Raw genomic sequence first — 12948 nt, 5'->3', positions numbered from 1 at the left:
GAACGCCGGAAGGGCCGCACCCCGGGTGTCCAACCCGCGGGGTGCGGCCCTTCGGCCGTACCGTGCCCAGACCGCTCAGGCCGCTCAGACCGCGATCGCGACCTCCGCGAGGCAGCCCTGCTGGGCGACGACCGTGCGGTCGGCGCTGGCGCCGGGGACGAGGGCGCGGACGGTCCAGGTGCCCTCGGCCGCGTAGAACCGGAACTGGCCCGTGGCGGAGGTGGGGACCTCCGCGGTGAACTCGCCGGTCGAGTCCAGCAGACGGACGTAGCCCGTCACCGGCTCGCCGTCGCGGGTCACCTGACCCTGGATCGTCGTCTCACCGGGCTTGATCGTCGAGGCGTCCGGGCCGCCGGCCTTCGCTCCACACATGTGCTTCTCCAGAGGTTCGATGAGGTCGAAACGGTCTGAACCGTCTTGCTTACTTGCCGGCGCCGAGCTCGATCGGCACGCCCACCAGGGAGCCGTACTCGGTCCAGGAGCCGTCGTAGTTCCTGACGTTCTGCACGCCGAGCAGCTCGTGCAGCACGAACCAGGTCAGCGCGGAGCGCTCACCGATGCGGCAGTAGGCGATGGTGTCCTTGGCCAGGTCGACGTCCTCCTTGACGTAGAGCTCCTTGAGCTCCTCGTCGGACTTGAAGGTGCCGTCGTCGTTGGCGTTCTTCGACCAGGGGATGTTCTTCGCGGTCGGGACGTGGCCCGGGCGCTGGGACTGCTCCTGCGGCAGGTGGGCCGGGGCGAGCAGCTTGCCGGAGAACTCGTCGGGCGAGCGGACGTCGACCAGGTTCTGCACACCGATGGCCTGCACCACGTCGTCGCGGAAGGCGCGGATGGAGGCGTCCTGCGGCTTGGCCTTGTACTCGGTCCTCGGGCGCTCCGGCACGTCGGTGCCGTCGACCAGCTCGCGGGCGTCCAGCTCCCACTTCTTGCGGCCGCCGTCGAGGAGCTTGACGTTCTCGTGGCCGTACAGCTTGAAGTACCAGTAGGCGTACGAGGCGAACCAGTTGTTGTTGCCGCCGTAGAGGATCACCGTGTGGTCGTTGGCGATGCCCTTGTCCGACAGGAGCTTCTCGAAGCCGGCCTGGTCGATGAAGTCACGTCGGACCGGGTCCTGGAGGTCCTGGGTCCAGTCGATCCGGATGGCGTTCTTGATGTGGTTCTTGTCGTACGCGGACGTGTCCTCGTCCACCTCGACGATGGCGATGCTCGGGTCGTCCAGGTGTTCCTGGACCCAGTCGGCGTCGACCAGGACGTCGCTGCGGCTCATGCTCAATCTCCTCCGGGGCAGGTACGGCGGGGCGTGCGAGTGCGAGGGGGCGCGCGGGTACGCGTTCGGATGCCGGCGTACACGGCGTGCGGGCGGGCCCCGGGTCGTTACGGGGCGGGGGATACGGGAGAGGGCTCCCGCTCAGGAAGGGCGACAGAGCATGGCGGCAACGCGGCACAGGTCCACTGCCCGCCGCTTCGTGAGATCCGCCTGTCGCTGCATGGGGTCGATCGTAGGTAGGGACGGGCGGGCATGTCACCGGCGTGTCGGATATTGAGACATGATCGTCCGAGATGTGGGAAGGAGGGAGCGTTCGGGTCGTCGCCGTACGACCTCCGGGCGCTCGCGTCCCTTCTCGGCCGTGCAGACATCTGCGGTGCGGACGAGGGCGTCTCGCCAGTCGGACAATCCTTCGTTCACCGCATGTCTACCCGGCCAGCTTGACGTCCGAACCCTTCAGCGTGATCTCGACACCGTCCGCGGCCGCCCGGACCGAGTCCAGCTCCACCCCGGCGGGGAGCCGGTCGATCGCCTGCTGGAAGTCCGTGATCGACCGGACCCGGCCCTCGGGGAGCCGCACGCCACCGACCATGGGCAGGTTGTCGGCGCGCACCTCCACCTTGTTGCCCCGCACGGCGGCCGAGCTGAGCAGGGAGAGCGTCCTGCGCTGCTTGATGCCCAGCACCGTGGCCTCGACCTCGACGTCGACCTTGATCTTGCCGTCACCGCCGTCGGACAGGCCGACCACATGGGCGGTGACGCCGGGGGCGACCTGGGCGGAATCGGACTTCGCGGCCTTGAGCAGCTGGTCGTAGGCGATGGTCGCGGTGCCGGTGGCGGTGGCGGCGGTGGCGGAGCCGTAGTCGCCGGAGAACCGCACGCCCCTCATGTCCGCCGAGAGGTCGTCGATGCGGATCTTCCGGGCGCCGTTGCCGGTGGCCACCTCGTAGTCCTTGATGCCGACCTCGACGTCGTCCAGCTCGCCGCTCGCCAGCTGGGTCAGGTAGGGGAAGCCCTTGATGGACACGTCGGGGGTGCTCGCCAGGTTCTCGGTCGCCTTCAGCCGGTCGGCCGCCTGTCCCTCCGCGAGGCGCACCGCGACGCGGTCGACCACCACGAACAGCACGCCCAGGATCATGACGAAGATCAGAAGTATTCGCAGCGCGCGCATGCGGTGATCCCCCTCGGCTCGGCGACCCGACGACCGGCGGGCCGTCAGGCGCGAGGGTAACCCGGCCGCCCGATCCGGCCGGGAAACTGTCGATCACCTGTGACAGGCGGGGCGGGCGCACCGACCCACCGCCGGCGGCCCCAGGCCTGGGGTCTTCCGTTTGGATCAGGGCGGATCAGGGAGCGGGGTTTGGTGCTGGTGGCACCTCCCACGCCCTTCAGACAGTGGGGGAGCACCGCGAGGGGAGGAGGCCGGCAGGGCTCCGCCCTGCCGACCGACGACAACGCGGCTGGGGGTCCCCCCTGCTCGAAGAGCTTGGGGAGCGTTGCCGGACCCCGCGAGCCCGGCATGCTCCAAACGAAAAACCCTAGCCCAGTGCCCGTCCCAGCATCCACACCACCGGTGCCGCGGCCGACAGCGGCAGGGCGACGCCGGCCGTGAAGTGCACGAAGCGCGAGGGGTAGTCGTAGCCGGCGGCGCGGTGTCCGATCAGCGCGCACACCGCGGCGCCCGCGCCGAGCAGGGCGCCCTTGGCGCCCAGGTCCGTCATGCCTCCGACCGCGATGCCCGCGCCCGCCGCCGCGAGCAGCGCGACGACCACCGAGGCCGCCGCGGGCAGCGGCAGCGCCCGCGCCAGGACGGCCACCGCGACCGCCGCCGCGCCGACCGCGACCGCCTCCGGCGGGGCGGCCAGGTAGCCGGTCGCCACGATCGCCAGCGCCGCCGCGGCGACGGTCGCCATCAGGCCGTACATCCGCTCGTCCGGGTCGGCGTGGGAGCGCAGCTGGAGGACGAGGGAGAGCAGCACCCACACCCCGAGCGTGCCCAGGATCGCGGCGGGCGCGTGCTCGCGGCCCGCGGCGAGCACCGCCACGTCCGCGGCGAGCGCGCCCGCGAAGCCGAGGGCGATGCCCTGCCGGGCGGGCCACATGCCGTTCAGCCGGAACCAGCCCGCGGCCGTCACCCCCTGGAGCAGGACCAGCGGCACGAGCAGCCCGTAGACGCCGAGCTCCGCCGTACCGGCCAGCAGCAGCCCCAGCAGCGCCGTGAGCGCGGCCGGCTGCATTCCGGGCTCGATGATCGGCGAGCGTCCCTCGGCACGGGCCCGCTGAGCGTCGGTGATCCGGGCGTTGCCGGCGAGGGTGGCGGGACCGTAGTCGGGCCCGTCCCCGGCGGGTTCGGCAGCCGTCGCGGCGGCGGCCGGGGCGGCAGCCTGCGGCTGCGGCGCGTGATGCCCCACCGGGGGCAGGTACGCCGTCTCCGCGGCGGCGGACGAGGCCGGATCCTGCGGCTGCGGCGCGTAGGAAGGCGCCTGCGCGCCATGGCCGCCGCCACCCTGGGCTCCGTGAGACGCGACCGGACCCTGGTGCTGCCCCACCGGGGGCAGGTACGCCGTCTCCGCGGCGGCGGACGAGGCCGGATCCTGCGGCTGCGGCGCGTAGGAAGGCGCCTGCGCGCCATGGCCGCCGCCACCCTGGCCTCCGTGAGACGCGACCGGACCCTGGTGCTGCCCCACCGGGGGCAGGTACGCCGTCTCCGCGGCGGCGGCCGGTGGCCGGGCGTGCGTCTGGCTGTCCCAGGTTCGCCCCTGCCACTGCTGCGTGTACTGCTCGGCGGCGTGCGGGTCCTCGTAGGCCTGCTGCTGCGCGGGCCACGCCTGCGGCTGGGCGGGCGGCGGGTAGGCCTGCTGCGCGGCGGGTGCCTGCGGCTGGCCGTGGTGCGGGTACGGCTGCTGCGCGGCGGGTTCCTGCGGCTGGCCGTGGTGCGGGTACGGCTGCTGCGCGGCGGGTTCCTGCGGCTGGCCGTGGTGCGGGTACGGCTGCTGCGCGGCGGGCTGCTGGGGGTACTGCCCCGCGTACGGGTCGTACCCGCTGTAGGGGTTGTCGTACGACGACCCGGGAGGCCCCTCATACGGCCGGTCGGTCATCGCTCACCCTCCTGCGAACGGGGGGAGCACCTCGACCGTGCCGCCCTCAATCAGCCGTACCGTCTCATGCGCGCGCGTCCCCACCGGGTCACCGTCGATGAGGAACGAGCACCGCCGCAGAACGCGGTCCAGCTCACCGGGGTGCCGCCCGCGCACCGCGTCGAGCATTTCGGCGAGCGTCTCCGCCTCGTACGGCTCCTCGGCGACCCCGGCCGCGGCCTTCGCCGCCGCCCAGTAGCGCACCGTGACCTTTGCCATCCCGTCCCTCGATCACTCGTCCATGAACAGGGTCAGGCTAGCCCGCCTGTGCGACGGTCCAGCGCGCGATGCGGTGCAGGAGTTCGTCGGCGGCGGCGTTCTCGGCGTGGCCCATGCCGGGCTCCAGCCACAGTTCGCCGTGGTCACCGGCGGCCGCGGCCAGCATCCGGGGGTGGTCGAGGGGGAAGTAGCCGTCCCGGTCGCCGTGCACGATCAGCAGGGGGGTGGGCGCGATGCGTGAGGCCGCCCGGAACGGCGGCAGCGGGACGGGGTCCCAGTCGCGGTGGTGGATGCGGGTGCGCAGCCCGTAGCGGCCGAGCAGGCGGCCCTCGGGGCGCGTGACCAGCCAGTGCAGCCGGCGCATGGGGGCCGTGCCCCGGTAGTACCAGCGCGCGGGCGCGCTGACGGAGACCACGGAGTCCGTACGCGTGTCCGCGCGCCCCTCGTCCGGTGCGGCGTCCTCGGGGCCGCCGTGCAGGGCCGCGTGCCGCAGCACCACCGAGCCGCCCATGGAGAAGCCGACGGTCGCCACGCGCGCGTGCCCGAACCCGCGCGCCCAGGCCACCGCCGCCGCCAGGTCGAGCACCTCGCGGTCGCCGACGGTCGAGCGCCCGCCGGAGGCCCCGTGGCCGCGGAAGGAGAAGGTGACCACGGCGCCGTAGCGCGCCAGGGCCCGCGCCACCCGGCGCACGTGCGGCCGGTCCAGGTCGCCGGTGAAACCGTGTGCGATCACGAACACGAGGTCGGCGCGGCCGCCGCCGGAGGCGTCGTGCGCGGCCGCACACGGCTCGTACACGGCGTCGAGCGCCACCCCGTCCGCCGTGCGCAGGAACGTCCTGACCACGCCCCCGACGCCCGTGCCCGGCGGTGTCCCGTCCCCCGGAACGCCCGTCGAACGCGCCACACGACCTGCCGATCCCGACCTCATATCGGCTATTCTGCTGCGAAGAGGACTCGGGCAGCGCAGCCCCCGGGTCCTTTTGTGCTTTCGGGAGCGTTGTATACGGCGCGGGAAACCGCAGGTGTACGGCCCGTCGATCGCGCAGTGGGCAGGGACCCGAGGAGGAACCAGACGCCATGGACGAGCGAACGGTGCACGCACATACGACGACGGCCCGGGCATGGGGGTCCCCCCTGCGCGAGCACGGCCGGGAGCCCGGGGGAGGGGCGCGATGAGTTCGCTGCTGCTGCTGACCAACGCCCTCCAGCCGTCGGCCGAGGTGCTCCCCGCCCTCGGCCTGCTGCTGCACAACGTGCGGGTGGCTCCGGCGGAGGGGCCCGCGCTCGTGGACACCCCGGGCGCCGACGTCGTCCTGGTCGACGGGCGGCGCGACCTGCCGCAGGTGCGCGGCCTGTGCCGGCTGCTGCGCTCCACCGGCCTCGGCTGCCCGCTGATCCTCGTGGTGACCGAGGGCGGCCTCGCGGCCGTCACCGCCGACTGGGGCATCGACGACGTGCTCCTGGACACCGCGGGACCCGCCGAGGTGGAGGCCCGCCTCCGGCTGGCGATGGGCCGCCAGCAGATCGTCAACGACGACTCCCCCATGGAGATCCGCAGCGGCGACCTGTCCGTGGACGAGGCGACCTACAGCGCCAGGCTCAAGGGCCGGGTGCTGGACCTCACCTTCAAGGAGTTCGAGCTGCTGAAGTACCTCGCGCAGCACCCGGGCCGCGTCTTCACCCGCGCCCAGCTGCTCCAGGAGGTCTGGGGCTACGACTACTTCGGCGGCACCCGGACCGTCGACGTCCACGTGCGGCGGCTGCGGGCCAAGTTCGGCCCCGAACACGAATCGCTGATCGGGACTGTCCGCAATGTCGGTTACCGATTCGTTACCCCCGAGAAGGCCGACCGCGCCGCGGACACCGCGGACGAGAAGAAGGCCGGGGCCGCCCGGCCAAAGCCGGAGAATCCGGACACCGTGGCGAGGCGGGCCCGCGCGGAGAGGTGAGACGCGCTCCCACGGGCATGTCTCACGGACGTCCACGCTCCGGTACGCCCTGCCGGGAGCGGATCCATCCGCGTAGACTCCGCGCGTGGCCAAGGTGACTCGGGACGACGTGGCGCGGCTGGCAGGGACATCGACTGCCGTCGTCAGCTATGTGATCAACAACGGACCCCGGCCGGTCGCCCCGGCCACCCGCGAGCGAGTCCTCGCCGCGATCAAGGAGCTGGGGTACCGGCCCGACCGGGTCGCCCAGGCCATGGCCTCGCGGCGCACCGACCTCATAGGCCTGATCGTCCCGGACGCCCGCCAGCCCTTCTTCGGGGAGATGGCGCACGCCGTGGAGTGGGCCGCCGCCGAGCGCGGAAAGATGGTCCTCGTCGGCAACTCCGACTACGTGGGCGAGCGCGAGGTCCACTACCTGCGGGCGTTCCTCGGTATGCGCGTCTCCGGCCTGATCCTGGTCAGCCACGCGCTGAACGACCTCGCCGCCGCCGAGATCGAGGCCTGGGACGCCCGGGTCGTGCTGCTGCACGAGCGGCCCGAGGCCATCGACGACGTGGCCGTGGTCACCGACGACCTGGGCGGCGCCCAGCTCGCCGTACGGCACCTGCTGGAGCACGGCTACGACTACGTCGCCTGTGTGGGCGGCACCGCCGAGACGCCCGCCGTGGGCGACCCCGTGTCCGACCACGTCGAGGGCTGGCGGCGCGCCATGGCGGAGGCCGGCATCCCGACGGAGGGACGCCTGTTCGAGGCGCCGTACAACCGCTACGACGCCTACCGGATCGGCCTGGAGATCCTCTCGGGCCCGAACCGTCCTCCGGCGGTCTTCTGCTCCACCGACGACCAGGCGATCGGCCTGCTGCGGGCCGCGCGCGAGCTGCGCATCGACGTCCCCGGCGAGCTCGCGGTCGCGGGTTTCGACGACATCAAGGAGGCGGCGCTGACGGACCCGCCGCTGACGACGGTCGCCTCGGACCGGTCGGCGATGGCCCGGGCGGCGGTGGACCTGGTGCTGGACGACGGGCTGCGGGTCGCCGGCTCGCGCCGGGAGCGGCTGAAGCTGTTCCCGTCGCGGCTGGTGGTGCGCAGGTCCTGCGGCTGCGCCTAGCCTCTCCCCCGCTTCGCAGCTCCTCGGCTCCCCGCCGCGGGGCCTCTCCCGAGGAACGTACTTATATCGGGCATACGAGGTTCTGTCGGGCTTCTCAGCGGGGACTCAGGAAGCTCTCATGATCCCGGGACACTCTCAATGTCATGAGCGAGAGCATCCGCCGCAGCGGCGAGTACGAACACCCCCAGGGTGACGGGAAGGCCCCGGCCGCCGACTCCGTGCAGTCGGCGGACCAGGGGCAGGCCTCCGCCCCGGTGAATCCGGAGTGGCCGCCCCCGCCGCCGTACGCCCCCGCGCAGCCGTTCGCGGCCGGGTCGGGCGCCTACGGCGGTCAGGGCGGCGGTGGCACCGCCGCCTTCCCTGCCGTCCCGGCGGGAGCCGCGCACGCCTCCGCGTCGCGCAAGCGCGCCAGGGGCCCGCTCGCCCTGCTCGCCGCGGTGGCGATCGCCTCGGCCGTGGTGGGCGGCGGTACCGCGTTCGCCTTCCAGGAGCTGACCGGCACGGACACGGTCGCCTCCAGCAGCACCACCACCAACGTGGTGGCCTCCAGTCAGCGCGGCAGCATCGCCGCGATCGCCAAGGCGGTCACCCCGAGCGTCGTCGAGATCAACGCCACCCTCGACAACGGCACGTCCACCGGCTCCGGCGTGATCGTCACCGGCGACGGCGAGGTCGTCACCAACAACCACGTCATAGCGGGCGCCTCCTCGATCAAGGTGCGCACCAGCGACGGCACCTCGTACACCGCGCAGGTCGTGGGCACCGACAGCTCCAAGGACCTCGCCCTGATCAAGCTGCGGGACGCCTCCGGCCTCAAGGCGGCGGCCCTCGGCAACTCCGACGGGCTGACGGTCGGCGACCAGGTCGTCGCGATCGGCTCCCCGGAAGGCCTGACCGGCACCGTCACCAGCGGTATCGTCTCCGCCCTGCACCGGAACGTGACGGTCTCCACCAACGAGAACCAGGGGCAGGGCGACGGCGGCTGGCCCTTCCAGTTCGGCGGCCGCCAGTTCAACGGCGACACCGGCTCCTCCACCACCACCTACCAGGCGATACAGACCGACGCGTCCCTCAACCCGGGCAACTCCGGGGGCGCGCTGATCGACGCGAGCGGGAACGTCGTCGGCATCAGCTCGGCGATGTACTCGGCCGCGTCGGCCTCGGACTCGTCCAACGCCGGCAGCGTCGGCCTCGGCTTCGCCATCCCGATCAACACCGTCAAGTCCGACCTCGCCACACTGCGCTCCGGCTCCCAGAGCTGAGGCGCGGCACCGGCAGGCGCCCGGACAGCGTCCGGCACCGTTCGACAAAGGAGTACGACATGATCCAGCACGTTGTGCACGAGACGACGGACACCCTCGACGTGACCGCCCCCGCCGGCTTCACCCTGGCCCGCGCCGTCGCCAAGGAACTGCACGGCCCGGCGCACCGCGTTCCCGAGGCCGTCGCGGTCCCCCAGCTAATGGGCCTGCGCACCTCCGCCGAACGCCCGCACCGGCACAAGGTGCCGCTGCGGCGGATCACGGCGATCGCGGCCTGAGCTGCGGCGCGCGACCCGCGCGCCGCACCCCGCCGCACCGAAACATGCGAGGCTGAGAGCGTCCAGCCCGGGGCCGACCGGCCCCCGCGGCCCCAGCGACCCGAGGAACGACGACCGATGAGTCCCGCCGATGGCGACCGTGATCCCCAGCGCATCCTGATCGTCGACGACGAGCCGGCGGTACGCGAAGCACTCCAGCGCAGCCTCGCCTTCGAGGGGTACGAGACCGAGGTCGCCGTGGACGGCGCGGACGCGCTGGGCAAGGCGGCCTCGTACCAGCCCGACCTGGTCGTCCTCGACATCCAGATGCCGCGGATGGACGGCCTGACCGCCGCCCGCCGCATCCGGGGCGCCGGAGACACCACCCCCATCCTGATGCTGACCGCCCGCGACACGGTCGGCGACCGGGTCACCGGCCTGGACGCCGGGGCGGACGACTACCTGGTCAAGCCCTTCGAGCTGGACGAGCTGTTCGCCCGCATCCGGGCACTGCTGCGCCGCAGCACCTACGCGGCGGCCGTGGCGGGCGCGGCCCAGGAGGACCAGGCTCTCACCTTCGCCGACCTGCGCATGGACCTCGCCACCCGCGAGGTCACGCGCGGCGGCCGGCAGGTGGAACTGACCCGCACGGAGTTCACCCTGCTGGAGATGTTCATGGCCCATCCCCGCCAGGTGCTCACCCGCGAGCAGATCCTCAAGGCGGTCTGGGGCTTCGACTTCGAACCCTCGTCGAACTCCCTCGACGTCTACGTCATGTACCTGCGCCGCAAGACCGAGGCCGACGGCGAACCCCGCCTCGTGCACACGGTGCGCGGGGTGGGGTACGTACTGCGGCAGGGCGGCGCGGAGTGAAGAAGGCGCTGCGTCGTTTCCGCGCGCTGCCGATCCGCTCCCGGCTGGCGCTGCTGGTGGCGGCGGCGGTGGCGTTCGCGGTGGCGGCGGTCTCCCTCACCTGCTGGTTCATCGTCCAGGGAAAGCTGTACGACGAGGTCGACAGCCGGCTCGCGAGCTACGGCAGGGTGACCGCCACCACGGCTTCGGCGATGGCGGCCAACTGCTCGCAGACGACGGACGACTCGCCGGGCGACATGCAGCGCTCGTATCTCTACGTGCAGTTGGTGACGGCCCAGGGCAAGTTCTGCGTGGACAGCCGGTCCCCGGGCGTCATCAAGGTCACGGCCCTGGACAAGGAGGTGGCCGCCGACCCCGATGTGCGCGAGCGCACCTTCCACACCACCACCGACACCCAGGGCAACAACGTCCGCGTGGTGATCGTCGCCGTCCCGACGGGCCCCGGCCCCAACGCCCAGGCGTACCCGGGCATCGCCTTCATGCTCGGCCTCTCCCTGAAGGACACCGAGAACACCCTCAACGACCTGGCCCTGCTGCTCCTCTTCGTCTCCGGCGTGGGAGTCTTCGGCGCCGGAGCCGCCGGCCTCGCCGTGGCCCGCGCCGGGCTGCGCCCCGTGGACAAGCTCACCGAGGCGGTGGAGCACGTGGCGCGCACCGAGGACCTGACGATCCGCATCCCCGTGGAGGACGACAGCGAGGACGAGATCGCCCGCCTGTCCCACTCCTTCAACTCCATGACCTCCGCCCTGGCCAGTTCCCGGGACCTTCAGCAGCAGCTGATCGCGGACGCCGGTCACGAACTGCGCACCCCGCTCACCTCACTGCGGACGAACATCGAACTCCTCACCCGCAGCGAGGAGACGGGCCGCCCGCTCCCCGAGGCCGACCGCAAGGCACTGCTCACCTCGGTCAAGGCGCAGATGACCGAACTGTCCTCCCTGATCGGCGACTTGCAGGAGCTGTCGCGCTCGGACGGGCAGCGGGGGGAACGCGTCCAGGTGATCGCCTTCCAGGACACCGTGGAGGCGGCGCTGCGCCGCGCCCGGCTGCGCGGCCCGGAGCTGACCATAACGGCGGACCTGGACCCCTGGTACGTACGGGCGGAGCCGTCCGCGCTGGAGCGGGCGATCGTCAACGTCCTCGACAACGCGGTGAAGTTCAGCCCCGAGGGCGGCACGATCGACATCGTCCTGGAACAGGGCGTCCTCACCGTCCGCGACCACGGGCCCGGCATCCCCGCGGACGAACTCCCCCACGTCTTCGACCGCTTCTGGCGCTCCCCGAGCGCCCGTGCCCTGCCCGGCTCGGGGCTCGGCCTGTCCATCGTCGCCCGCACCGTCCAGCGGGCGGGCGGCGAGGTCACCCTGACTCCGGCCGAGGGCGGCGGCACGGTGGCGACCGTACGGCTGCCGGGCGCGCCCGTTCCGCCCCCGGAGGCGCCCGGCGTCGCCTGAGGCTCGGTGAAGGCCCGCTCACTCCCAGGGGAACCCCTTACCCTCATATCCATGACCAGCGACGACACCGCACCGACCGCCCGCTCCCTGGAGACCCTCGCCGAGCTCACACCGGACCGGGCCGAAGCCGTACTCGGGCTGCTGGAGGCGGCTGCCCGAGCCGACGGACGGCAGGCGGTGTCCGAGCAGGGCCGGCTCCAGTTGCGGGGCGGAGCCCGCGAGGGGGTGTCCCATCTGCTGCTGACCGTCGACGGCGAACTCGTCGGCTACGCGCAGCTGGAGGACACCGATCCGGTGGAGGCGCCCGCCGCCGAGCTGGTCGTGCATCCGGCGCACCGCGGGCGCGGGCACGGGCGGGCGCTCGGGGCCGCGCTGCTGGCCGCGTCCGGCAAACGGCTGCGGGTGTGGGCGCACGGGGGGCAGTCCGCCGCGCGGCATCTGGCCCAGGTCCTCGGGCTCACCCTGTTCCGCGAACTGCGGCAGATGCGGCGGCCGTTGACGGACCTCGACCTTCCCGAGCCGGCGCTGCCGGAGGGCGTGACGGTACGGACCTTCGTGCCCGGCCGGGACGACGCCGCATGGCTCGCCGTGAACGCGGAGGCGTTCGCGCACCACCCCGAGCAGGGCTCCCTCACCCAGCGCGACCTGGACGACCGCACGGCGCAGCCGTGGTTCGACCCGCAGGGGTTCTTCCTCGCCGAGCGCGAAGGCCGGCTGGTCGGCTTCCACTGGACCAAGGAGCACCGGGAGGAACGCCTCGGCGAGGTGTACGTCCTCGGTGTCCGCCCCGGTGCCCAGGGCGGCGGCCTCGGCAAGGCCCTCACCCTGATCGGCCTGCGCCACCTGGCCACGCAGGGCCTGCCGACGGCGATGCTGTACGTCGACGCCGACAACAAGGCGGCGGTCTCCGTCTACGAACGCCTGGGCTTCACGACATACGAAACCGACCTGATGTACCGCACAGAAACCTGACAGACCCCGCCCCCGGCCACCCCGCAAACCACCGGCACGCCCCCGTACGCCCACCATCCACGGCCGGCCGACCACCGCCTGCGGGCCGCGCCGCCCGCCTCGTCCGTCATCCCCGCCCGTGGGCTGCCCACCGCCCGCGCGCCCCCCACCGAGCAACCGCGCGCCCGCCGCATCCGTCCCCCGGCACCCAGGCGGGCCACCACCGGCGTGGCCGCCCTCACCGCCCGCGGGTCCACCGCCCACGCGCTCGCCACCGGCCACCCGCACGCCGACCGGCCACCTCCCACGGACCGGCTGGCCACCTCTCGCGCGCCCCCAGCCACCGACCGGCCAGCCACGACCCGCCGGGTCCGTCCTCCACCGGCGCGGAGGCAGCCCGCCGCGCGCCGCATTCGTCGTCTCGGCCCGTAGGCGGCCGGCCGCCCGCCTCCCACGCGGCCGCCAACCACC

Annotated in this window: 14 protein-coding genes; 7 read left to right on the top strand and 7 right to left on the bottom strand. The window is 73.0% G+C overall.

Annotated features, from left to right (window positions below):
- Positions 1–84: 84 nt before the first annotated feature.
- From ACFY4A_RS13695 to ACFY4A_RS13665, 7 genes are all read right to left on the bottom strand, one after another.
- Entirely contained in the window at positions 85–372 is a 288-nt protein-coding gene (locus ACFY4A_RS13695; protein WP_390829621.1) for a DUF1416 domain-containing protein, read from the bottom strand.
- A gap of 49 nt (positions 373–421) precedes the next feature.
- Positions 422–1267 (bottom strand): sulfurtransferase, encoded by an 846-nt coding sequence (locus ACFY4A_RS13690; protein WP_390829620.1) that lies wholly within the window; start codon positions 1265–1267, stop codon positions 422–424.
- A gap of 141 nt (positions 1268–1408) precedes the next feature.
- Entirely contained in the window at positions 1409–1489 is an 81-nt protein-coding gene (locus tag ACFY4A_RS13685) for an Ms5788A family Cys-rich leader peptide (RefSeq protein WP_390829752.1), read from the bottom strand.
- Positions 1490–1694: 205 nt separating this feature from the next.
- Entirely contained in the window at positions 1695–2438 is a 744-nt protein-coding gene (locus ACFY4A_RS13680; protein WP_390829619.1) for a DUF2993 domain-containing protein, read from the bottom strand.
- A 367-nt stretch (positions 2439–2805) separates the two neighbouring features.
- A complete protein-coding gene (locus ACFY4A_RS13675) occupies positions 2806–4365 on the bottom strand; it encodes a hypothetical protein (protein ID WP_390829618.1) in 1560 nt (519 codons plus the stop codon).
- A 3-nt stretch (positions 4366–4368) separates the two neighbouring features.
- Entirely contained in the window at positions 4369–4623 is a 255-nt protein-coding gene (locus tag ACFY4A_RS13670) for a MoaD/ThiS family protein (protein ID WP_390829617.1), read from the bottom strand.
- A 37-nt stretch (positions 4624–4660) separates the two neighbouring features.
- The gene (locus tag ACFY4A_RS13665) at positions 4661–5551 is read right to left on the bottom strand and encodes an alpha/beta hydrolase (protein ID WP_390829616.1); all 891 of its coding nucleotides are present in this window, start codon (positions 5549–5551) and stop codon (positions 4661–4663) included.
- Positions 5552–5795: 244 nt separating this feature from the next.
- Between ACFY4A_RS13665 and ACFY4A_RS13660 the strand changes: the two genes are divergently transcribed.
- The 7 genes from ACFY4A_RS13660 to mshD all read left to right on the top strand — a co-directional run bounded on the left by ACFY4A_RS13660 (position 5796) and on the right by mshD (position 12498).
- The gene (locus tag ACFY4A_RS13660; protein ID WP_390829615.1) at positions 5796–6572 is read left to right on the top strand and encodes a response regulator transcription factor; all 777 of its coding nucleotides are present in this window, start codon (positions 5796–5798) and stop codon (positions 6570–6572) included.
- An 85-nt stretch (positions 6573–6657) separates the two neighbouring features.
- Positions 6658–7680, top strand: a complete 1023-nt coding sequence (locus ACFY4A_RS13655) for a LacI family DNA-binding transcriptional regulator (RefSeq protein WP_390829614.1) — start codon at positions 6658–6660, stop codon at positions 7678–7680.
- A gap of 143 nt (positions 7681–7823) precedes the next feature.
- Complete coding sequence (locus tag ACFY4A_RS13650) at positions 7824–8942, top strand: S1C family serine protease (RefSeq protein ID WP_390829613.1); 1119 nt, start codon at positions 7824–7826, stop codon at positions 8940–8942.
- Between the two features lie 59 nt (positions 8943–9001).
- Positions 9002–9220: a hypothetical protein gene (locus tag ACFY4A_RS13645; protein ID WP_390829612.1), complete on the top strand. Its 219-nt coding sequence runs from the start codon at positions 9002–9004 to the stop codon at positions 9218–9220.
- A gap of 117 nt (positions 9221–9337) precedes the next feature.
- Positions 9338–10072, top strand: a complete 735-nt coding sequence (locus ACFY4A_RS13640; protein ID WP_390829611.1) for a response regulator transcription factor — start codon at positions 9338–9340, stop codon at positions 10070–10072.
- Positions 10069–11526: an ATP-binding protein gene (locus ACFY4A_RS13635; RefSeq protein WP_390829610.1), complete on the top strand. Its 1458-nt coding sequence runs from the start codon at positions 10069–10071 to the stop codon at positions 11524–11526. The genes ACFY4A_RS13640 and ACFY4A_RS13635 overlap by 4 nt, the downstream gene beginning before the upstream one ends.
- 51 nt (positions 11527–11577) lie before the next feature.
- Positions 11578–12498, top strand: coding sequence for a mycothiol synthase (mshD, locus tag ACFY4A_RS13630; protein WP_390829609.1), 921 nt, complete (start codon positions 11578–11580; stop codon positions 12496–12498).
- Positions 12499–12948 lie beyond the last annotated feature (450 nt).

Origin of the sequence: Streptomyces sp. NPDC001292, assembly GCF_042896465.1 — a bacterium.
Taxonomy (GTDB): Bacteria; Actinomycetota; Actinomycetes; order Streptomycetales; family Streptomycetaceae; genus Streptomyces.
The sequence above is the reverse complement of the archived record's forward strand: the minus strand, read 5'-3'. Positions and strand labels throughout refer to the sequence as shown.

Coding starts and splice junctions, on each gene's coding strand:
- ACFY4A_RS13695 (WP_390829621.1), bottom strand. CDS start 372: ATGTGTGGAGCGAAGGCCGGCGGCCCGGACGCCTCGACGATCAAGCCC.
- ACFY4A_RS13690 (WP_390829620.1), bottom strand. CDS start 1,267: ATGAGCCGCAGCGACGTCCTGGTCGACGCCGACTGGGTCCAGGAACAC.
- ACFY4A_RS13685 (WP_390829752.1), bottom strand. CDS start 1,489: ATGCAGCGACAGGCGGATCTCACGAAGCGGCGGGCAGTGGACCTGTGC.
- ACFY4A_RS13680 (WP_390829619.1), bottom strand. CDS start 2,438: ATGCGCGCGCTGCGAATACTTCTGATCTTCGTCATGATCCTGGGCGTG.
- ACFY4A_RS13675 (WP_390829618.1), bottom strand. CDS start 4,365: ATGACCGACCGGCCGTATGAGGGGCCTCCCGGGTCGTCGTACGACAAC.
- ACFY4A_RS13670 (WP_390829617.1), bottom strand. CDS start 4,623: ATGGCAAAGGTCACGGTGCGCTACTGGGCGGCGGCGAAGGCCGCGGCC.
- ACFY4A_RS13665 (WP_390829616.1), bottom strand. CDS start 5,551: ATGAGGTCGGGATCGGCAGGTCGTGTGGCGCGTTCGACGGGCGTTCCG.
- ACFY4A_RS13660 (WP_390829615.1), top strand. CDS start 5,796: ATGAGTTCGCTGCTGCTGCTGACCAACGCCCTCCAGCCGTCGGCCGAG.
- ACFY4A_RS13650 (WP_390829613.1), top strand. CDS start 7,824: ATGAGCGAGAGCATCCGCCGCAGCGGCGAGTACGAACACCCCCAGGGT.
- ACFY4A_RS13645 (WP_390829612.1), top strand. CDS start 9,002: ATGATCCAGCACGTTGTGCACGAGACGACGGACACCCTCGACGTGACC.
- ACFY4A_RS13640 (WP_390829611.1), top strand. CDS start 9,338: ATGAGTCCCGCCGATGGCGACCGTGATCCCCAGCGCATCCTGATCGTC.
- mshD (WP_390829609.1), top strand. CDS start 11,578: ATGACCAGCGACGACACCGCACCGACCGCCCGCTCCCTGGAGACCCTC.